This window comes from Paenibacillus sp. 11B, from assembly GCF_030487755.1.
GTDB lineage: Bacteria > Bacillota > Bacilli > Paenibacillales > Paenibacillaceae > Paenibacillus > Paenibacillus vandeheii.
Map to the genome: position 1 here is coordinate 233,805 of NZ_JAUKNS010000007.1, position 21,117 is coordinate 254,921.

The window sequence follows — 21,117 nt, forward strand, 5'->3', positions numbered from 1 at the left end:
GATGTGAAGCTCCAATAAAACTTCATCGTTAATAGAAACAACCCTTCGTGCTGAATAGCATCCGAAGGGTTGTTTTTTTATTGTGTATACACTGGCATTTGTCGCAATGGTCCTGTCTCTGTGGTAAAATACCTGCAAATGAATTCTTACTCCTTGATCAATCGAATGGAGGTACTATACATGGAACGTAACGCTATGCTCGAATTCGACCCGTTCATCACAGAGCTGGCGGAAAAGCTGCACGTACACGGATATTATGCCTTTTATGGTGAGCACTACAATGAGACCGATATGGAGCAGTATCGCAGACATCTGTTCACCTTATTCAGCAATATCGTATGGGTGGAGCTGGAAGCACGCAAAAAATATATGATTGTTGATCATCGTGGACGCAACACGGTTATGAAATTGGTTGACGGCATGCTGAACACCCGCAGAACGCTGCGGGCCAATCTGGCGATGGCAGGTACTGACACCTCCGAAGTCCAGCAGGAAATCACGCACATGATGCAGCTTGTGCATATGTTAAATTTCACAACCTTCCGCTCATAGGTGGAGGTATATCCCGACTGTTGGTTATCTCCTTCTATTCTAGTCACAGTGCTAACGAACCTATTACACCTTATTATGAGGATTAGTCTGGATTGGAATGTCTAACGAACGTCAGCCACGCTATTCCGGTGAAAACTTGATGATCAACATGCAAAATGAGGAAATAAAGCGCCTACGATTCGTTAATTCCCCAGAACTGCGGATTTTCATCGAATAGCACGTGCTCGGTTCGTTAAAAGGAAAATAACGAGTCGTTGCAACGAATGTATCCAGATCTACCAATTACAAAAGGGGTGTGCCGTCATAAATAGGACGGCACACCCCTTTATCTATTTATATACCTACCTACTACCCATCATTTGTAAAGTAGTTCAATCGTAAAATCAGTCATGGAAAAGCGGCAAAGTAGTGCAGGGGACGAAATCGATTCTGTAGAAGCGGAGCGTTCGCCTAAAAGCTTTCTGCAAGAAAGCTACTTCGGAAGCATATGCTATCGTCGGATTTTACCCTTTGAGAAGGGGAATTCAAAAAAATCCGACGATAACAGCGATCGAAAGAACGATTCGGCACCGGAACGGCCACTCAGCACGCTTTCCAGCACTTATTTTTCACATGAACTCTACTTTACAAACTCTTCATAAACTGAACAATCGTCAACAACCCTTTATCAAAGTTCTCCAGGTTGAAATGCTCATTCGGTGCATGCAGATTCTCATCTGGCAAACCGAAGCCCATCATGACAGCCGGAATACCGAGCACGCGTGAAAGTTTCTCCACGATCGGAATGGAGCCGCCGTCTTTCGTAAACAGAGCACGAACGCCGTACACTTGCTCATACGCATCGGCTGCTTTTTGCATTACCGGATCGGAAGGATCGGTATTGAACGCAAAGGCTTTCTCAATCTGCTTCACATGCAGCGTCGCGCCTGGCTGAAGGTGAGCGCGCAGATGTGCTTCGATACGATCCAGCACATGTTGTGGATCTTGGTCCGCAACAAGGCGGCATGTGATTTTGGCATGAGCATCCTTCGGAATAACGGTTTTGGTGCCTTCCCCTTGAAAACCGCCCCATACGCCATTCAATTCCAGCGTTGGACGTGCGCCAACACGTTCCACGAATGAGTAGCCTTCTTCCCCGTACAATTGCTCCAGTCCCAGGTCTTGACGAAGCTGTTCTTCATTGAAGCCCTGCTTCACGAATTCTTCTCTCATCTCAGGAGAAAGTGGCAGAACACCATCATAGAAACCATCAACACTTACGCGACCTTGCTCATCATGCAGCGAAGCGAGCAGGGAAACCAATGCGTGCAGTGCGTTCGGTACACCGCCTCCAAATGAACCGGAGTGCAGGTCCGTATTGGCTGTGTTCAGATCCACTTCGAGCGAGCAAAGGCCACGCAGACCCGTGGAAATCGCCGGTTTTCCTTTTTCGAGCAGGGACGTATCCGAGATCAGTATCATATCTGCACGCAGCTTGTCCGTATTGTCATTCAGATAGATCGGCAGGTTTGGGCTGGAGATTTCTTCTTCCCCTTCGATGCAGAATTTTACATTCACGGGAAGTTCCTTGTTTTCGGCAAGCAGAGCTTCAACCGCCTTAATATGTATGAAGATTTGTCCTTTGTCATCCGTGGCCCCACGTGCAAACAGTTTGCCGTCCCGCACGGTAGGTTCGAATGGAGGTGTATCCCACAGGTTTAGCGGATCGACAGGCTGTACATCATAGTGCCCATAGATCAGTGCGGTAGGTTTCCCGGGTGCATGCAGGTGGTCTGCATAGACAATCGGATGTCCCGCCGTAGGAATAACCTCTACATTTTCCATACCTGCACGTGTGAGTGCATCCGCAGCCCATTGTGCCGCACGGTTAATATCCTCTTTATGCGCTGAAATGGCTGAAATACTTGGAATGGATAACCATTCATTTAATTCTGCCAGGTGTTTCTCTCTATTTTCTTGAAAATAAGCTTGTTCCTTCATTAAAAAGGGCCTCCTTCATGTTTTGCTTTACCTTATTGTAATCCATTTTGATGTGTTAATAAAACATTGGTTAAAAAATGATCTGCTACGTACCGTTTCATTCCCCTGGAAATTATGCGTATAATACAAGAAACGGATTTCATCCATATATTCTCAGATGTATTTTGCAGGGGAGTTGAGGGAGTTCCCATGACAGTTAGACCATACGCAAGCAGGCAGGTGAGCGCTGATGGAACCAGCTAGGAAGGTAAGGCTATCCGGTAGACTCACGCGTTGGCCAGGGTTCACGACAGGACGACATAAAGGGCGTTTTTACCGAAACAGTCTAATGCTTATTTTGCTCATTGCCAGCATTCCCGGACTGATTACAGGCATCGTGATGTACCAGTTGGTCGTTGGCCGGATGGAAAATGAATTTAATCAGATGCACCAAAGCCAGATTGAGAATCGGGCACGCAACGTGGACGATCAACTCGCATATCTGGAGATGACCTTGTCCCATTGGGCTTTTGAACCCAGATTTGGCAACGCGCTGCGAACGCTGGACTTTGTGTATTATTTCAACGAAACACAGGAGATTGTCACCACTCTTTATGTGCTGCAAGGCTCCCATCCGCTTATCAAAACCGCACAGCTATATTTACAGGAACCGAAATCGATTTTGTTTAACCGGGATTATAACGAGTTGAAGGATGATGCGAAAATAGAGGCCTATGATCGCTATCTGACGATGGGCAACCATGTGTATTGGACAGATTGGGTTGCGAGCCAGAGCAGCGATCAGGCAGCTCAAGCGAAGGATAGTATTCTGCATACCGATTCAGGTAATGCACTGGTTCTTGTACATAAGATTCCGGGAGAAAGCATTAATCCATTCGGTGCGCTGATCATTACGCTGGATAATGAGAAAGTCGCCAGCTTATTGAAAACGCTTACTCCTTATGACGAAGGGTTAACGTTTCTCATGGACCAGGAGGGAAATACGCTCGTTACCGGGAATCCGGCAGCTGGGAAGGGAGACCTTGCTTTTGAGCAGCAGCTCAAAGAAGAAGTCGTCCTGCATGCAGACAGCCATTCCTTCCTCTTCAAATATGAGGACGAGACCTATTCCGTATCCTATGGATCTTTGAGTCGGATTGATTCGGACTGGACGTATGTCTCTGCAGCCCCCCTGACATCGGTGACCTCGCCGGTGAAGCTTGTATCCAAAATTATTGTTATTGCGAGCGCAGGCAGTCTTCTCCTGGGGCTGGTGTTATCCTGGTTTGCTTCACGCAGGATATATTCTCCCGTAGCCAGGATGCTTCACTTATTGACGCCGGGCAGGAATGAAGTGACACCAGACACCAGGCTGGATGAATTCCAGCTGCTGGAGCAGCAGTGGAACGAGTTGACTTCGCAGAGTTTAACGGCGCACCGGCAACTGCAGGAGCAGCTGCCGCACTTGCGGGACAGTTTTGTATTACAACTGGTGCAAGGGCATCTGTATGCCTATAACGAGCAGGACCTCCAGCGGCGAATGAGGAATCTTGGCTTTGAGGTGGAAGGCCAGCAGTTTTTGCTGCTTCAGATGTATTTTACGGGATATGCTCAACTGCAGGGTCGATTTGGTAGCCAGGATACGGGGCTGGTTACCTTTGCGGCAGTCAATATTATTGAAGAAGTTGCCAAAAATGTTTTCAGTCAAATTAGCGTGATGAACTTTCATGACCTGTCTTCAGCCATGCTTGTGATTGCTCCCGAGGACGAGCCTGTAAAGTCACAAGTGTTGTTATGGGGACAGGAACTGGTGGAAGTTATTGGTCAGACATTGAAAATGAACGTGACGGTGATGGTAAGCCGTCCGGCTGCTTCCCTGCAGGAATTGCCGGGATTATTCGTAGAGATGGAGCAGGCGGTTGCTTATCGCAGCGTGGAAGCAGGGAGCCAGATTCTCGATCTGGAGGATGAGCAATGTTTCCGCAGGACGGAAGAAGCCTCGTATCCACTGGGGCTGGAACGTGAGATTCTTCAGGCGATCAGGCTTGGGAAGAAGGATGAATCGGAGCGCGTACTGGAGCAATTTATGAGCGAGGTCACCCGAGCAGGCGGTTCCGAATTCCAGGTGCAGCAGATGATGCTTCAATTGCTGGGAAGTATTCAGCATATGATGCTGCAGACCGGGGTAACGCCTTACAAGCTGTTTGGGGGCTGCAACATGTATGAGCGCTTGTCCACCATTCGCGAACCTGCCCAAATGATGAAATGGATGATCGGAGAAGTATTACTTCCTTATATACAGGAGATCGAAATGCGATCCCACGAGCCGCTGAAGCAGGTGGTGGAACGCACGATGTTGTTTATCGATGAGAATTATCAAAATGAGCTTTCCCTGGAAGGCTGTGCAGATGCGGAGCAGATGACCCCTTACGCATTAAGCAAAGCATTCAAGCAGGTATCCGGTATGAATTTCATTGATTATTTAACACGGGTACGAATGGATGCGGCGAAGCAATTGCTGCGTGAGACCACGATGAAAATCAATGATATCGCAGGCGCTGTTGGATACCAGCACAGTTACTTTAATCGGATTTTCAAGAAACAGGAAGGCTTAACGCCGAGCCGGTATCGGGATCAATGGATGGGTAAATAAACCTGTGCATAAGACTTCAACGCTGACCGGAATCCCGCTTCATGGGACTCCGGTTTTTCACGTTTTACCTCGGAAACACCTTGGGAGCAAAGAAGGATAATATTGCAAAAATGTGCAATCTCCACTGCCAAAATAGGTCCAAGTCGAAGTGCAAATGGCGTTATAGCGGGCTTTCGGGTCACTTTGCGTAACCATGCAAAAAATGAAGGTTGCCGGAAACAGGGCAGCTGTATAGTCTGAATAACAAGTCATTTGATAACGCTTACATAAATAAGGGGGGAGACAATATGAGCGGGAAGACGGACTGGAATGGAAATGGCGCTACAGCAGCTCAAGTGGAAATGGCCGCATTGCCGATGAAGCGGGAGTCCAACTGGAAGAGGCAGATCAAACGAAATAAATGGCTGTACGTGCTTGTGCTTCCCGGATTTTTGTACTTTGTCATTTTTAAATACTTGCCTATGTGGGGGATCGTTATTGCCTTCCAGGACTATCAGCCTTTTCTGGGCATCCGCGACAGTCAATGGGTGGGCATGGAGAACTTTACGAACTTCTTCTCCAATCCGGACTTCTTCCGATTGCTGAGGAATACACTCGTCCTTGCCTTATATGATCTTATATTCTTTTTTCCGGCGCCGATTATTATTGCTTTGTTACTCAATGAAATCCGGGTCGCTTTCTTCAAAAGAACCATTCAGACGCTCGTTTATGTACCTCACTTTGTATCCATGGTTATTATAGCGAGTATCACTTATGTATTTCTGACACCGCAAGGCGGGGTACTGTATGACCTGATCTCCTGGATCACAGGCAAACCGATCGATGTATTGGCGAGTCCGGGATCATTCCGTCCGCTCATTATTGTTCAGATGATGTGGAAAGAGATGGGCTGGGGAACGATTATCTTCCTGGCGGCACTGGCAGGTGTGGATACAGAGCAGTATGAAGCTTCAATTGTGGATGGTGCAGGACGATTGCGGCGTATGTGGCATATCACGCTTCCAGCCATTCGCACAACCATTGTCATCTTGCTCATTCTAAGACTGGGGAACTTCCTGGATACCGGCTTCGAACAGATCTATCTGATGACCAACTCGCTGAATCGTGATGTGGCAGACGTATTTGATACGTATGTATACACCGTCGGGATTACGCAAGGTGCATTCAGTTACAGTACGGCTGTCGGGTTATTCAAGTCTGTGGTCGGGATCATTCTGGTGCTCGGCAGTAACAAACTGGCCAAGAAATTCGGTCATCCCGGAATCTATTAAGGTGTGTTGCCATCCATTGCCATCCATTCATAAGGAGGAAATCGCCCATGAACAGCCGTCTATACAACAGCCCTGCCGGCAGAGTATTCGATATTTTCAATTACGTCATGCTGGGGATTCTGGGCATATTAACCGTCCTTCCTTTCCTGTATATTATAGGAAATTCATTCGCGACCGAAGCCGAGATAACCGAACGCAGCTTTTTTCTTATCCCGAAGGTATTTTCATTCAGCGCATATGAGTATATTTTCTCCTCGTCCACCATCTTCCGCAGTATAGGGGTTTCCATATTTGTAACGGTTGCAGGTACATTGGTCAATCTATTTTTCACGCTGACGATGGCATACCCGCTGTCCCGAAGTGATTTTTGGGGGCGTAATGTCATGATGAACATGGTGATTTTCTCCATGCTGTTCGGTGGCGGGATGATTCCAACCTATCTCGTCATTCGTGGACTTGGACTTCTGGATTCCTATTGGGCCCTCATGCTTCCTGGCGCGATCAGCGCTTTTAACTTAATTGTTGTCAAAAACTTTTTTCAGCAAATGCCGCCCGGGCTGGAGGAAGCGGCCCGCATTGACGGCTGTTCGGATCTTGGGGTGCTGTGGCGCATTGTTCTGCCATTATCCAAACCGGTGATTGCCACATTTGCGTTATTTTACGCCGTAGGGCACTGGAATAACTTTTTCTCGGCCCTCCTGTACATTTCCGACAGTGACAAATGGCCATTGCAAGTCATGCTGAGACAGATCGTTCTGCTCTCGCAGGCCAGTGTCGGCGATATGGCGAACATGGACCCCAACTTTGTACAGCCACCGGAGCAGTCCATTAAAATGGCGGTCATTGTGGTCGGTACCATTCCGATTTTGCTGGTGTATCCGTTTTTGCAGAAACATTTTGCCAAAGGTGTCATGTTAGGTTCAATCAAAGGCTAAAGCCAAGGGGGAGAACGTATGGGACAAAAGACGGGATTTAAAAAAGGTGCATTGCTACTCTCTGCATTATTAGTACTGAGTACGGTTCTGGGGGCTTGCTCCACAGAGAAAGCAGGTTCAGGAACCGCTGCAGGGGGCACGGATCAGATTACGATCATGCTTCCGAACTTTGAAGCGGAGAATCCGCCAGATAACAGCCCTGTGATTCAGAAGCTTGAGGAATTGACCAAGCTGGATGTGAATCTGCAATGGGTACCGAGCAGCTCCTATGAAGACAAATTCAATATTACGCTGGCTTCGGGCAAGCTGCCCGATGTTATGGTAGTGCTTGGCAAATCTCCGAGTTTCATTAATGCGGCTCGTACCGGAGCGTTCTGGGAGCTTGGGCCCTATCTGAAAGACTACCCGAACCTGAGCCAGATGAATGAAATTATCACCAACAATGCTTCCATCGATGGCAAAACCTATGGCATCTACCGCGCACGTGCCCTTGGACGTAACGGTGTCACGATCCGCAAGGATTGGCTGGAGAAGCTTGGTCTGGAAGAGCCAAAGACCATTGACGAGTTTTACAACGTATTGAAAGCGTTCACGAAGGATGATCCGGACGGCAATGGTAAGGACGACACTTACGGTCTGGTGGCGAGCAAATTTACGGGTCCTTGGGATAACATGCAGATTTGGTTCGGTGCACCTAACAAATGGGGCGATGATGGAAACGGAGGTTTGATGCCTGCACATGAGACACCGGAGTATATGGAAGCGCTGAAATTTTTCCGTCAAATCTATAGCGAGGGTCTGGTTAACAAGGACTTTGCCGTGATGGATGCAACCAAGTTGTCCGATCCTTTTGTGAACGGGCAAGCAGGCGTGATGGTGGATGTGGCGGATAATGCACAGCGCATGGATCAGAAAATTTTGGAGAAAGATCCGGCAGCAACGGGACACGTGGATGTGCTTCAAGCAATGGAAGGTCCAAAGGGCCTTCGTGACATGCCAACATCCGGTTATTCCGGCATGATTGCCATTTCCAAAAGCAGTGTCAAAACGGAAGAAGACCTGAAAAAGGTGCTGAGTTTCCTGGATCAGTTGAATGAACCTGAGCTGCAGGCGCTGTTGGGGAACGGTCTGGAAGGCAAGCAGTATGAGAAAAAAGAGGATTACATCATTCCGACGACCGACAAACTGGCGCTGCGAGACGTACAGGGTCTTAACCAGATCCTGATGTTTATTCCAGAGGACAAAACGCTGCGTGTGCAGCAGACACCTGTTCGCCAAAAGGTTGCAGAGGTGCAGAAAGCCAATGAGGAGATCGTCATTGCCAATCCTGGCGAACCGCTGATCTCTGACGTGTATGCCCAGAAAGGACCACAGCTGGATAACATCATTAATGATGCGCGTATCAAATTCATCGTAGGGCAAATTGATGAAAAAGGCTTCCAGGATGCCGTAGCACTGTGGAAAAGCAGTGGTGGTGATGACTATGTCAAAGAAGTGAATGAGCTGTACGCTGCACTGAAGTAGATTGATGTTCCAGAGCCCGGCAGCCTTGCTCGCAGTGTAAGGGCGGCAGCCGGGCATTTCCGTATATGCATTGCTCAGGCTATCTGAAAACCAGCTTCATCTCTTTTTGTGAAATATGGCTTCCAGTCTTTGGATTTTGATGTATAATCAATGCAAAACAAACTGATTTGAACTTAAATGAACGATATTGGTAGACGAATAGCCACTCTTGAACATACAGGGAGGAAGCGACATGTGGAACGGGGATGCATTTGAAAATCCTGAAGCGCAATACCGGGTTCATCCCTTTTGGTTTTGGAATGGGGATATGGAAGAAGGGCAAATCAAACGGCAAATCGCTGAAATGTTTGCACAGGGCGTAGGCGGTTTTTTCATCTGTCCACGTCAGGGGTTGGAGATTCCCTATCTGTCTGAAGCATGGTTTGACAAGGTACGGATTGCGGTGGAAGCGGCTGCTGCCTGCGGCATGCAGGTCTGGTTATATGATGAGTACCCTTATCCAAGCGGAATGGCCGGCGGTGAAGTGACACTTGATTTTCCCGAGGCGAAGCAGCGCCAGCTTGTACATCATCAATTTCATGTTCCTGGAGGAGAAGCTGTGGAGCATGAATTGCCATGGGGAAGAGTTCTAGTCGCAAAGGCAATACCCAAGGATGCGCACGGCAAACGATTATGGCATGAATCCATTGATTTGCGCAGCAATATCGGCAATATTCAGACGGATCAGGTATATCAAGAGACAGGACTCACGTCGTATAACCGTAAGCGGTTTTTTACATATCGAACGGCTTTCCGACTGTTGTGGGAAGCCCCCGCTGGGGAATGGGACGTAATTATCTTTCAGGAAGAAGAGATAGATGATTTCAAATATTACGGCAACTTTGTTGACCCGTGTCACAAGGAAGCGATGAGCCGTTTTATTGAACTGACCCATGACCGGTATAAGGAGGCAGTTGGAGAACAATTTGAAAGCGTAATCAAAGGCATGTTCTCCGATGAAATCGCGCCACTTGGGCGTATCCCGTGGTCTCCACAGCTTCCCCGATATTTCAGTGAACGCTGTGGTTACAGTCTGATTGAGGCCCTGCCCGCTCTGTTACATGGCGATGTTCCAGATGCAGAACGAATCCGGTATGACTATTACCAGTCGCTGCATCTGCTGCTCAGGGAGTCGTACCACAAGCAGGTACATGACTGGTGCGATGAGGCGGGGATTGAATATGCGGCAGAAGTGCCCGGGGTTCGGATGACCACGCAGTTGTTCAGCCACATGCCAGGTGGAGATTCAGCGCATGAGAAAATCGGACGCCCCTTATCCTGGATTCTGGAACGGTATGGCAAGAAAATGCGCGACAATCCGAAGATGGTCAGCTCGCTTGCCCGACAGCTGGGCCGAAGCCGTAATCTGATGGAGTGTTTTCACAGTGTAGGCTGGTCGATGACGTTGCAGGATGCCAAGTGGATGATTGATCGGATGGCAGCCATGGGCACCAACTTTTTTAACTTCCATGCCTTTTTCTATACGATTGGCGGACTTGCCAAACACGATGCACCACCATCCCAGTTCCTACAGAACCCGTATTGGCGTCATTTCCGACAGTTGGGAGATTACACGGGACGTTTAAGCTATCTGATGAGCACCGGAACAGCGGATATCCGAATTGCTGTGCTTGATCCAACGACTACGTTCTGGAGCCTGATGGGTAATCCGCTACACGGATTTGAATATGGTGGAGAGGACGAAGCAGAACGGACCAAGCTGGATCGTCTCACGAACGACTGGATGCGCATTAGCTCCCACTTGCTCGAAAACAGACGTGACTATGACCATCTGGACCCCGAGCTGTTGGCCGAAGCCGTGCTGGCCGATGGCACAATTCAGATTGGCGTTGCACGTTACGAGGTACTGATTCTTCCACCGATGCTTAACCTGGAGGCAGCAGCCTGGCAGCAGGTGAAACAGTTCGTGGAACAGGGAGGAACGGTCATTTCCGTAGGCATGCCACCATATGTAGCCATCCAGCCGGGGAGCCCTGTGGGAGATGAGGCCGCTCAGTTCTTTGGTGCAGGCAACCAGCCGCACGAGGCATATTGGGGCAATACGGAAGAAACAGATCACGACAGCGGAGAATCCATGTGGCGACGGGGGCAGGGTAATGCCTATTTTCTACCTGCGGGAACAGGTCGGGGGGATGACTTCTCCTTGGAATTGATCTCCCTGCTGCTGGATCAGGTACTGCCCGAACCGATCTGTTGGATTATGGAAGAAGAAAGTGCGTCGCTGCTTATGCAGACCCGTCAATTATCGGACGGAGAGTTTATGATCTTTTTGTCCAACCAGGAGGGCCAACACCTTGAAGGGCAGTTGAAAATAGTAGCCAAGCGGTTATGGTCGAGTGTGGATCTATCGGCAGGTACACGTCTGCTGGCGGAACGGCTCGATCTGGAGACCGGACAGTGTGATCCATTACCATATACCAGCAGTGGTGGGGAGTGGTGCATTTCGCAAAAGCTTGCTCCCTATGAAGCCCATGCTGTGAAGCTTACTTTACAACATGCCCAAGAGGCATCTGAGGGGGATACTTTTACTCTGAACCAAACAGGGACGAAGTCTGGCGCGGGCCGTTTAGTTACTGAGACTGAAAACGCACCCTATACCATTCAGCTACCTTCGGAAGGGCCATGGCGTCTGGAAACCGTGCAGTCCAACACACTTCGAATGGGACAGTTCAACCTAAGGGCTTCCAATGCCAACGGTGTAATTTTTGAACGTAATCCTGTTGCAGTCAAACCTTTTATTGACCAGGCGGCAGAATTATCGGAGCAACATCACCTGCCGCTCCAGTTTAACCAGGTATTTGGCACACCAAAGAAAGCATCCGTTGCCTATCCAATCCAGTGCAAATATACGACTTCATTTGAGCTGAGGACGGCATTGCCAGAATGTCTGTTATTCATGGACAGGGTGGCTATAGCGGGTGAATGGACCCTAGAAATTAACGGACAACAGATTGGACCGGATCAATTCGAGTCGATTGAAATTACCGATCACCATAATATTGGCTGCAATATAACAGAGTTGTTACACAGTGGTTTGAATGAAATGAGCGTTACCGTACAGGTCACGAGGGATGAAGAAGGTATCGTTGATCCGCTGTATCTGCAAGGGAGATTTGGTGTGGAATTCCATCATGAGGGGATGATCTCTCTTGTTCCTGAACCGGATACAGCGATTCGGATTCAGCCAGATCCCCAACCGCTTTATCCCTACTTTGCAGGAGAGATGAGTTATAAACGTAACTTCTGGCTGGATGAGCCTGCTGAAGAGATGGCGTCTTTTGACCTGGAATTCATCGACTGGCGGGTACAGGATGTGGTAGAGGTACGGGTGAATGGTTATAGTCTGGGCATTCGATGTTGGTCTCCATATCGCTGGACGGGTGAAGCCTCCTGGCTTCGAGCAGGGGATAACGATATTGAAGTACGTGTTACCAATACATTGATTGGACTGCTGGAAGGTACGTATTTTGACTCAGCCAGTCATAGCTTGCGTGAAGCGGGTCAGTGATCCGCTGAAAAATTAACATTACGAGAGAAACGGGTATGTCGGGATTACGCTCTATCATTTTCTCATCTGGAGATTCTGACTACTCAAGAGGAGGAGGAACAAGATGGGACATCGCATTCAATTCGACCGGTATCCGGGTGGCATGATGAAAGCCTTGACGTTCAGTTATGACGACGGGGTAATACATGACCGCAGACTGGTGGAACTTTTCAATCGACATGGACTGAGGGGCACATTCAATCTGAACTCCGGTACGCTGGGCAAGCCGGGTCGGATCGAGACGGCAGAAGTAGCGGAATTGTATGCCGGGCATGAAGTGGCTGTACATACGGTCACCCATCCTACATTGCCTTACGTTCCGGATGAGCTGCTGACCGAAGAGATTATGGAGGATCGGAGAGCGCTGGAACAGCTTGTCGGTTATCCGGTACGAGGTATGGCCTACCCGAATGGGGGCTATGACCGTTCACTCAGCACCAAGCTTGAATGGCTCGGTATCGATTATGCACGCACGGTTGAATCCCATGGCAGGTACACACTGCCTGAGCGACCGCTTGAATGGCATCCAACCTGCCACCATAACCATGATTTGGCGGCTCATGCTGAACGTTATATCCAGCATACGAAGACAGGTACGCCACTCTTGTTATATGTATGGGGTCACAGCTACGAATTCAATGATAACGACAACTGGGAAATTATAGAACAGTTTGCTGAGCAGATTGGCGGCCGGGAGGACATCTGGTACGCTACGAACATTGAAGTGATAGCTTACTGGAGAGCAGTCAAACGTCTGGAATGTTCAGCAGATCGGTCCATCATTCACAATCCATCGGCCATCTCCGTCTGGTTTACGGTGGATCAGCAGGTGGTTGAAGTGAAGGCTGGAGAGATATTGCGACTAACCGAACGAATCAAGGTATAGGAAGGGAGCTGACGATCATTCGTTATTTTCATGAGAACGAGGCGATTGCAGGCAAGGTGTATGATTCAATTCCGGATATTTTGACCACGGTGGCCCAGCGTTATATTGGGGATCATCCGAAACACTCCTTTTTGTTCCGGGCGTACCATCGGGGAGGCTTTCGCAGGCTTGGGGATTACCGTTATGATCTGAATCTGGATGCCAAGTGGAAAGAGGCTCGTACAGGACAGTATGTGTACGTGTGGGGCAAGCTGTGGAGTCAGCAGGAGGCTACATTAAATACGGGACTGAACTGTTATAGTCCGGTGACGGTCTACGTGAACGGAGAAGAAATCTTCAAATCCGAGCTGTTGCAGGAGTTATTTCCCGAGCGTAGAACCCAGATTCCCATTTCCGTGAAGTATGGCTGGAACGATGTGTTACTTTGTTTTGTAAAAACAGAGGTGGGTTTCGGTGGTATTTACGGCACGGCTTCATTTAAAAATTTCCCGCTTCACTTCCTCACGCCAGGCGTCGATCGCCAAGGTCAGGAGGGCTGGTTGTACTCGGAGCCAGTCGATGAACCTGTATCAATACTCCCTCGTGATGACATGACTGAAGCAGAAACGGGTCTCTCCTGGTACCCGCGCAGGGACTGGACAGAGGAGGAATTGGGAGCGGGGTGTTTTAACAGAATTCTGACAGGTGCCACGGATTCGACAGATAAATCAGATTCAGCAAATCCATCCGACACCGAACAGCATCTGGTGGCTTATGCTTGGTCCAAGCTGGATGTAATCCAGCCTGGATCGTCACCAGTAATTTTACAAGGAACGCATGACGGTGCACTGACTTTATATATAGATGGCAGGGAAGTGTACACTGCTGCGGCTACCGGAACTTTCCATGTTGAGCTGCCTCGTCGCTATGGTGCTTGTGATCTCGTAGCCAAAGGTGAAACGAAGGCTGGGAACGGCTCCTGGGGATTTACATTGAATACTGGGGAAACCTCAGATTCAAAAGGCTGGAGATTGAGACCACCTCATCCGGTTGCAGGATGTTCCGATGTGTGGCTGTACACAGGTTTATTTTCGCTCGGCTCTGAACCATCTCCCGAAGACATCGTGGTAACAGATACCGTATTTGATGATGGAGCCCAAGGGGTGTACTGGCATGTAGATCTTCCCGAAACCAGTGTTCGTCCCTATTTGGAAAATACCCATTACGGGAAATGGAATTATCCACTTGGTGTTACCCTGCTTGGCCTTCTACAGATTGGACAGGAGTTGGGGCGCGACGACTTCGTTCAGTATGTGCGGGACCATATCGGCCTGAGTACGTCGTTTGACCGTTACGGTCTATGGGATCGGGAAGGGTACGGCGCCGCGGGAATCAATAATCAGTTGTCTGCCATCGACAGTCTGGATGATTGCGGTTCATTTGGCTCTACGCTGCTCGCAGCAATGGAACTAGGCGACATTCGTGGAGGCCGGGATACCGCAGATCGTATTGCAGACTACATCACGAATGAACAGGAACGTCTGGAGGACGGGGCCTTTTACCGTGTTCGTGGCAGCGGCGAGATGCGTCAGGAAACGATGTGGTGCGATGATCTGTATATGAGCACACCTTTCCTGATGCGTTACGGTCAGTTGACGGGAGATACTTCTTATTGGGATGATGCGATCAACCAGTTTCTCATGTTCCGCAAATATCTCTATATTCCCGAACAGAAGATCATGTCCCATGTGTATGATTTTGTGCGTGGGCGGGCGACAGGTATTCCATGGGGGCGCGGAAATGGATGGGTTCTCTTTTCGCTAACCGAACTGCTATCGATTCTGCCAAGTGATCACGTCAAACTCCCGGAACTGCTGAGCTTCTACCGGGATTTATGTCAGGGCTATCTGGCTCTGCAAGGTGAAAATGGACTCTGGCATCAGGTGCTGAATCGCACGGATTCGTATGAGGAAACCTCCTGCACATCGATGTTCATCTACGCCTATGCCCGCGGTATTCGTGAAGGCTGGCTGGGGCAGCCAGAAGCCTATCTGGATGCGGTGCGCAAAGGATGGGAAGGCATGACCCGTCTGTCCATCGATTATAAAGGCAATGTGTACGGTGTATGCCGAGGTTCCGGTTATTCCTTTACTGCACTCTATTACCGGGATGATCTGGGGTGGATTCTGAACGATACCCACGGTATCGGCATAGTGCTCCTGGCAGGAATTGAGGCGTATAAAATGAACCAGCAGCTGAGCGGCATTTCGCTCGACTCTTCAGTTACAGCCGTGCAGCATTAGTACAGCAACCATGGGTTCATCACATATAGCCTAATGACCAATAAAGCGGCATAGCCCTGAGGCTTGCCGCTTTTTCTTTATGGATGGAAATATTCCGTTTACATTCTGAATTGCACTGAGTTGAAGCTTAAAACAGCTCCAATTGCTCCGGTCCCTCTTCCTCCTCCGGCTCCGTACGGTCAGGAAAGGGCTTCACAGGCTGCTCCAGCAGCTCCATCATCATCTGTGCATTCGCAGCGGCGTCGCCGCCTGAGTTGTTGTTGAAAATCACATAAACATCCTTGCTCTGCTCCTGCAATTGCTCCAGATAACCCTTCCACTCCAGCAGCTCTTCCTGGTTGTAGCGATAGAGATAACGGGTCTCGCGCCAATTAGGTGCACCATTCTGGTGCCAGCCTGATACATTGCGTCCGTGCATGCGCACCAGCGTCATCTCGGCATCGGTTGCCTCGGGGACGATGGGAATAGACCCCTGGCCTGCCTGAGGTTCATCACAGACACTGTGAATCCAGCCTTGCTCCTTCATAAAAGCCAGCGTTCGCTCGCGCATGCCTCCTTCATACCAGCTGCGATGACGAAATTCGAGAGCACATGGGATACCTTCCATTCTCAGCTTTACGTCACGCAGCTCATTGACATTGTCCCGATTGCATTCAAACCACGGCGGGTACTGGAACAAGGCTGCTTGCATCTTGCCTGCTTCCATAACAGGCTCCAGCGATTCGCGAAAAGCCTTATACATCTCTGAGGTGCTGGTGAAATAGGGCTTTCCTCGCAGATGTCCTGTCATCCCTTGATAGGCTTTGACGATAAAAGCAAAGGATTCCGGCGTCTCCGCTGCCCAGCGTGCCATCCGGTCCCGAGGCTGAACGGCGTAGAAGGAACTGTCTACCTCTACGGTCGTAAAATATTGTCCATACAGACGGAGCTTGTCTTTCGCTTTGGTACGATTGGGGTATAAATCTTCCTGATCTCCCCAGCCCGTAAGTCCAATCCGAATCATAAATAACACCTCCTGTTGCTGCTGCATATCTTATGTTAGCGTTATGTTTCAGTCGTCACCTGTCGTTCATGATGTGAAAATGCCATACTGGTTTGATATCAATCCTCTATGTATAGTTAACCGATTCGCGAGGGCCTGACTATGTTTAACATTATATCGTGTGGTTCCCGGCCGTTCAACGCAGACAAATCGTGGATATTTTTGAGTTTGAAGGATAAAGACGGTACAATGGCTAAAAGCTATAGAGAAATGATCCGGCTGGTATAACAGCGTATTACGGATAGTTGGGCCAGTGACCATGTGGAGGGCGATACGTAATGACGGAATGGTATGAAAAGAGTTTTGGAGAAGACTATCTTCTTGTGTATAAGCATCGGGATGTGCAGGGTGCATACCAGGAAGTACATAAAATGATAAGCTGGTTAAAGCTTCAGCCAAAATCCAAGGTACTGGATCTGTGCTGTGGTATGGGCCGACATTCTTTGGCCCTTGCTGACGCTGGTTTCCAGGTGACCGGTATCGACCTTTCTGATGTGCTTTTACGTGAAGCACGTGAAATGGATACCGAACATCGTGTAGAGTGGTATCACGCCGATATGCGCGAGCTTCCACTGAAAGGCGGATTTGACGCCGTGGTCAATCTGTTTACCTCATTTGGTTATTTCCGAGAGGATGGAGAGCAACTTCGAGTATTATGTGCCATTCAACGGATGCTGAAGCCGGGAGGCAGCTATATTATTGATTTTATAAACACGGCTTACGTGACTCGCCATCTGGTGCAGCATTCAACACGTGAAAGCGAAGGACAGTATATTGAAGAGTTTCGCAAGATCCAGGATGGATTTGTGCAAAAAGAAATACACATCACCGATATCGCATCCGGGCAGAAACCGCGAATCTATCAGGAACGCGTCAAATTGTACACCCGCGAACAACTACGTGATCTGCTTCACGAGGCAGGACTCGTGGTGGATCAGGTACATGGCGGTTATGATGAAGAAAAGTACGATGAGCAGACATCGCCGCGGATGATTTTTGTCGGTCATCGGCCTGTGCAGTAGAGTTGGAGGAGAAAATTAATGAAGCAAACGGAATCCATATCCATGCCAGCAGGCATGCATCGGGTCAAGATTACGATGGCTTTTCCACTGCGCTGGGTGAACAGCTATGTACTTCATGAACCGGACGGAACAATAACGATTGTTGACCCGGGACCACGCAGTGCTGAGACGGAACAGGAGTGGCACGAAGCGCTGGCCGATTTCAATTTAACTTTTCAGGATATTAAGCAAGTTGTACTGACCCACCATCATCCCGATCATCTGGGGTTATCTGGCTGGATACAGCAGCAAACGGGTGCGCCTGTCCGAATGTCCACACGATCCCGCCAGGAGGCAGATTATATGTGGGGTCCTGAGGCGACCATTAACACAGTGCTACCGGAATACTATGGTTGCCATGGGATGCCGGTAGACAAGACGCAGCAGATCCGCGAACATATGGAGGGATTCAACTCACAGATTACGCCACTTCCGGTTGTGACACCGATTGAAGATGGAGAATGGCTGGTTATGGGCGGGAAAAAGTGGATTGCGGTGGAAACAGGAGGTCACGCGCCTGGACATCTATCCTTCTATGCGCCCGACTCCGGGGAAATCCTGTGTGGAGATGCGGTATTGCCACAGATTTCCCCGAATATCAGCCTGCAGCCGGGAAGTGACGATCAGCCTTTGTTGTCTTACATGGAAGGGTTGCATCGATTGGGGGCTTTGGATGTAAAGGTGGCATATCCTGGTCACCGGAATCCGTTTGGCCATTTTGCCGATCGAACCGTCCATTTGCTTACTCATCATGAGGAACGCCTTCAGAAGATGGGTGAGCGAATCTGGGAAGCACCGACGAGTGCATATGATATGTGTATATTTATGTTCGGCGACCGCTTGGGAGCACATCAGCTTCGCTTTGCGATGAGTGAGACGTTAGCGCATCTGCAAGAATTGATCCGGCGTGAGGTTATTGTACAGGAGCAGCGGTCGGACGGAGAATTCTTTTTTAGGGAGCATGGTTAGGGAGTATGCTTGGGATTACAAGACTTTGAGGCAGGGGATATTCCTGGTCAGAGTCTTTTTTTGCGTGTAACGACTTAAATAATGACTTGAATAAAATAAAGCTTTAGTCTCTCTTAACGGTTCATTCATCTTCTTTTAAGCCTGCAACTCTATGATAAATGCATGAACTTCGCCACAGAAAGCAGGGAAGAGCGATGACTAGAAAAAAACGAAACCAATGGAGAAAATGGCAAGCCTCGGCGGCAGCAACGCTGACGGTGGCTGCACTCTTTCAATATGTAAGAACTTCTGATGCCTTTGATATCGCTTATGCGGCGGCTAATGGTAACGGTATAAGCAGTACAGCCTCTACCCGGGTGGATACCCAGGATGGTGTCATGGACGAATGGACAGATAACACGGATAGCATTTCCAATGCACCGTCCAATGAGGGCTATAGCCTGGATGAGGGGACAGCCGATGGAACCAACGCCATCGTTCCGAATCAAGGCAGATCGTCGGATGGCTGGATGTCAGATCAGAGCAGCAATCAGGATACAGACTCCGGTTATAGCCGTGGCAACTATCAGTCACGCACAGGTGCATCATGAGCCGCACAGAGCAAGCCTCCCGTCTGCTTAGGTTCCGTTTCCGGGCGATGAACACGGACATCGAAGTCCAGTTGGCAGCGGGACGGGAAGAGGCTGAGCATGCGGCAGCGCTGGTGAAAAATTGGTTCGAAACGCACGAACAGCGATTCAGCCGATTTGCGGCAGATAGTGAATTGAATCGTCTGAATCGTTGCACAGGCTGGATGCCCATCTCTGCAGCAATGGATGAAGTGTTAAGTTTGGCATACGGTTATATTGGTCAGACGGAAGGGATTTTTCAGCCAGGTATCTCTCAGGCTCTGCGGGCTTCTGGTTACGATGTCAGCTTCGAGCAGCTGAAGCAAAGAGAGCTTCATCCATCAGGAACCGAACGCAAAAGGGACATCCGACAATCGGATATAACAGATATGCTGAGAGACGAATATGACTATAGCCGCCCAAGCTGGATTCAAAGGGAAGGCAGCCGAATGGTTCATAAGGACCCTGGAACCGAGCTGGATCTTGGGGGCATAGTTAAGGGCTGGGCCGTTGAGCGTATAGCGGATTGGCTGCAACGTACACTTCATATTCCGGCGGGGTTGATTAACGCAGGTGGAGATATTCAGGCATGGGGGACAATGGATCATCCGATGTGGTCCGTACATGTCACCGATCCTTATCAAGAGGAGTGTAATCTGATAGGGAACATTCAGTTTCGGAAAGGTGCAGTTGCCACTTCTGGTATTGTGCGAAGACATTGGCAGAATACGGATGGTAGCCTATCGCATCACTTAATTGATCCCCGTACGATGAAGCCAGCGGATACCGATGTGCTGCAGTGTACCGTTCTGGGCCAGCATGCATCGCAATGTGAAATTATTGCCAAGACCGTTTGTATCTTGGGAAGCATCGAAGCGGTAGGCTGGTTAAACCGACATTATGATCGGCATGACGTCCTCTGGATGACTCGGAATGGGAGCACTTATTTTAGAGGCAATACCGATACGCTTGCTGAACGCTGGCCTGGTTTTGATCCGGATCACCGCTTCAGCCTTATATAAACGCCAAGTCTATCAGATATGGGGGAGCCGCTTATGGCACAATGGATTGTAGATTACCTGCCAACGTGGAATATCATTCGAATTAGTGGGATAGTCGCTTATTTGCTGCTCTTTGCGGGTGTGTTTCTGGGGATTGCCCAAGGGATGCCCATGGCCAAAGGCAAACCCAAAGCGGCCATGTATACATGGCATACCCGGACGACCTGGCTCGCCTTCGGACTTGGACTTGTGCATGCGTTAACCCTATATATTGATCACTATAGCCCGTTCACCTGGAGTGAATTGCTCATTCCGTTTACGGCTTCAGTGCATCCAATCGGAAGCGGACTGGGTACGTTAGCCTTTTATGGTCTGGTGATCGTATTGTTATCCAGTGACCTGCGTAACAAGCTTGGCCGCAAATGGTGGTTTATGTTCCATATGCTGTCTTATCCCGTATTTATCGGTTTACTGTTCCATGGCATGGTTACCGGTACGGATTCCGGCAACGTCATTATGCGCCTGATGTATGTATTTACTGGGTTGAGCATACTTGGTATTACTGTACTTCGTGGTTTGTTGCGAGAACGCAAAGGCCCGGAAATTACGATTGGACCCAGTCGTATACAAGCTAAGCCAGCTTCAGCCGAACAGAATTGGAGAGAAGTGTATCGTTTGGCGGGAGCGGGAAGACAGGAGCATATGAAATAACGTATACCGAAATAAGTGAATATACAAAAGAAGCGGCCTGGTGGCCGCCTTTTTGT

General features: G+C 49.2%; 15 protein-coding genes. 13 read left to right on the top strand and 2 right to left on the bottom strand.

Annotated elements, in window-relative coordinates; translation table 11 throughout:
• Window positions 1-180 precede the first annotated feature (180 nt).
• The gene (locus Q0V21_RS26855) at window positions 181-552 is read left to right on the top strand and encodes a hypothetical protein (protein WP_301881400.1); all 372 of its coding nucleotides are present in this window, start codon (window positions 181-183) and stop codon (window positions 550-552) included.
• A gap of 624 nt (window positions 553-1,176) precedes the next feature.
• On the opposite strand, the gene Q0V21_RS26860 is transcribed toward Q0V21_RS26855, so the two are convergent.
• On the bottom strand, window positions 1,177-2,532 hold the full coding sequence (locus Q0V21_RS26860; protein ID WP_285078369.1) for a dipeptidase: 1,356 nt from the start codon (window positions 2,530-2,532) through the stop codon (window positions 1,177-1,179).
• Window positions 2,533-2,761: 229 nt separating this feature from the next.
• Here Q0V21_RS26860 and Q0V21_RS26865 point away from each other — a divergent pair, with 229 nt between their 5' ends.
• The 7 genes from Q0V21_RS26865 to Q0V21_RS26895 all read left to right on the top strand — a co-directional run bounded on the left by Q0V21_RS26865 (window position 2,762) and on the right by Q0V21_RS26895 (window position 15,669).
• The gene (locus tag Q0V21_RS26865; protein ID WP_301881401.1) at window positions 2,762-5,164 is read left to right on the top strand and encodes an AraC family transcriptional regulator; all 2,403 of its coding nucleotides are present in this window, start codon (window positions 2,762-2,764) and stop codon (window positions 5,162-5,164) included.
• Between the two features lie 341 nt (window positions 5,165-5,505).
• Window positions 5,506-6,435, top strand: a complete 930-nt coding sequence (locus Q0V21_RS26870) for an ABC transporter permease (protein ID WP_052016746.1) — start codon at window positions 5,506-5,508, stop codon at window positions 6,433-6,435.
• Window positions 6,436-6,482: 47 nt separating this feature from the next.
• Window positions 6,483-7,370, top strand: a complete 888-nt coding sequence (locus Q0V21_RS26875; protein WP_024632531.1) for a carbohydrate ABC transporter permease — start codon at window positions 6,483-6,485, stop codon at window positions 7,368-7,370.
• A gap of 18 nt (window positions 7,371-7,388) precedes the next feature.
• Window positions 7,389-8,894, top strand: coding sequence for an extracellular solute-binding protein (locus Q0V21_RS26880; RefSeq protein WP_301881402.1), 1,506 nt, complete (start codon window positions 7,389-7,391; stop codon window positions 8,892-8,894).
• 232 nt (window positions 8,895-9,126) lie between these two features.
• On the top strand, window positions 9,127-12,462 hold the full coding sequence (locus Q0V21_RS26885; protein ID WP_301881403.1) for a glycosyl hydrolase: 3,336 nt from the start codon (window positions 9,127-9,129) through the stop codon (window positions 12,460-12,462).
• 103 nt (window positions 12,463-12,565) lie between these two features.
• Window positions 12,566-13,387, top strand: a complete 822-nt coding sequence (locus tag Q0V21_RS26890; RefSeq protein WP_301881404.1) for a polysaccharide deacetylase family protein — start codon at window positions 12,566-12,568, stop codon at window positions 13,385-13,387.
• Window positions 13,388-13,443: 56 nt separating this feature from the next.
• Window positions 13,444-15,669: a glycoside hydrolase family 88/105 protein gene (locus tag Q0V21_RS26895; protein ID WP_301881406.1), complete on the top strand. Its 2,226-nt coding sequence runs from the start codon at window positions 13,444-13,446 to the stop codon at window positions 15,667-15,669.
• Window positions 15,670-15,796: 127 nt separating this feature from the next.
• On the opposite strand, the gene Q0V21_RS26900 is transcribed toward Q0V21_RS26895, so the two are convergent.
• On the bottom strand, window positions 15,797-16,672 hold the full coding sequence (locus Q0V21_RS26900; protein ID WP_301881407.1) for a DUF72 domain-containing protein: 876 nt from the start codon (window positions 16,670-16,672) through the stop codon (window positions 15,797-15,799).
• Window positions 16,673-16,989: 317 nt separating this feature from the next.
• On the opposite strand from Q0V21_RS26900, the gene Q0V21_RS26905 reads away from it, so the two are divergent.
• The 5 genes from Q0V21_RS26905 to Q0V21_RS26925 all read left to right on the top strand — a co-directional run bounded on the left by Q0V21_RS26905 (window position 16,990) and on the right by Q0V21_RS26925 (window position 21,061).
• Window positions 16,990-17,733, top strand: a complete 744-nt coding sequence (locus Q0V21_RS26905; protein WP_301881408.1) for a class I SAM-dependent methyltransferase — start codon at window positions 16,990-16,992, stop codon at window positions 17,731-17,733.
• Between the two features lie 18 nt (window positions 17,734-17,751).
• Window positions 17,752-18,741 carry an MBL fold metallo-hydrolase gene (locus Q0V21_RS26910; protein WP_301881409.1) on the top strand — a complete coding sequence of 330 codons (990 nt, stop codon included), beginning with the start codon at window positions 17,752-17,754 and terminating at the stop codon, window positions 18,739-18,741.
• 194 nt (window positions 18,742-18,935) lie between these two features.
• On the top strand, window positions 18,936-19,331 hold the full coding sequence (locus Q0V21_RS26915) for a hypothetical protein (RefSeq protein WP_301881410.1): 396 nt from the start codon (window positions 18,936-18,938) through the stop codon (window positions 19,329-19,331).
• Complete coding sequence (locus tag Q0V21_RS26920; RefSeq protein WP_301881411.1) at window positions 19,328-20,371, top strand: FAD:protein FMN transferase; 1,044 nt, start codon at window positions 19,328-19,330, stop codon at window positions 20,369-20,371. Before Q0V21_RS26915 ends, Q0V21_RS26920 begins: the two co-directional genes overlap by 4 nt.
• 33 nt (window positions 20,372-20,404) lie before the next feature.
• Window positions 20,405-21,061: a ferric reductase-like transmembrane domain-containing protein gene (locus tag Q0V21_RS26925; protein WP_301881412.1), complete on the top strand. Its 657-nt coding sequence runs from the start codon at window positions 20,405-20,407 to the stop codon at window positions 21,059-21,061.
• The last annotated feature ends 56 nt before the right edge of the window (window positions 21,062-21,117 follow it).

Excerpts from the sequence above, each read along its gene's own strand:
- Q0V21_RS26855 (WP_301881400.1), top strand. The coding sequence starts at position 181 with ATGGAACGTAACGCTATGCTCGAATTCGACCCGTTCATCACAGAGCTG.
- Q0V21_RS26860 (WP_285078369.1), bottom strand. The coding sequence starts at position 2,532 with ATGAAGGAACAAGCTTATTTTCAAGAAAATAGAGAGAAACACCTGGCA.
- Q0V21_RS26865 (WP_301881401.1), top strand. The coding sequence starts at position 2,762 with ATGGAACCAGCTAGGAAGGTAAGGCTATCCGGTAGACTCACGCGTTGG.
- Q0V21_RS26870 (WP_052016746.1), top strand. The coding sequence starts at position 5,506 with ATGGCCGCATTGCCGATGAAGCGGGAGTCCAACTGGAAGAGGCAGATC.
- Q0V21_RS26875 (WP_024632531.1), top strand. The coding sequence starts at position 6,483 with ATGAACAGCCGTCTATACAACAGCCCTGCCGGCAGAGTATTCGATATT.
- Q0V21_RS26880 (WP_301881402.1), top strand. The coding sequence starts at position 7,389 with ATGGGACAAAAGACGGGATTTAAAAAAGGTGCATTGCTACTCTCTGCA.
- Q0V21_RS26885 (WP_301881403.1), top strand. The coding sequence starts at position 9,127 with ATGTGGAACGGGGATGCATTTGAAAATCCTGAAGCGCAATACCGGGTT.
- Q0V21_RS26890 (WP_301881404.1), top strand. The coding sequence starts at position 12,566 with ATGGGACATCGCATTCAATTCGACCGGTATCCGGGTGGCATGATGAAA.
- Q0V21_RS26900 (WP_301881407.1), bottom strand. The coding sequence starts at position 16,672 with ATGATTCGGATTGGACTTACGGGCTGGGGAGATCAGGAAGATTTATAC.
- Q0V21_RS26905 (WP_301881408.1), top strand. The coding sequence starts at position 16,990 with ATGACGGAATGGTATGAAAAGAGTTTTGGAGAAGACTATCTTCTTGTG.
- Q0V21_RS26910 (WP_301881409.1), top strand. The coding sequence starts at position 17,752 with ATGAAGCAAACGGAATCCATATCCATGCCAGCAGGCATGCATCGGGTC.
- Q0V21_RS26915 (WP_301881410.1), top strand. The coding sequence starts at position 18,936 with ATGACTAGAAAAAAACGAAACCAATGGAGAAAATGGCAAGCCTCGGCG.
- Q0V21_RS26920 (WP_301881411.1), top strand. The coding sequence starts at position 19,328 with ATGAGCCGCACAGAGCAAGCCTCCCGTCTGCTTAGGTTCCGTTTCCGG.
- Q0V21_RS26925 (WP_301881412.1), top strand. The coding sequence starts at position 20,405 with ATGGCACAATGGATTGTAGATTACCTGCCAACGTGGAATATCATTCGA.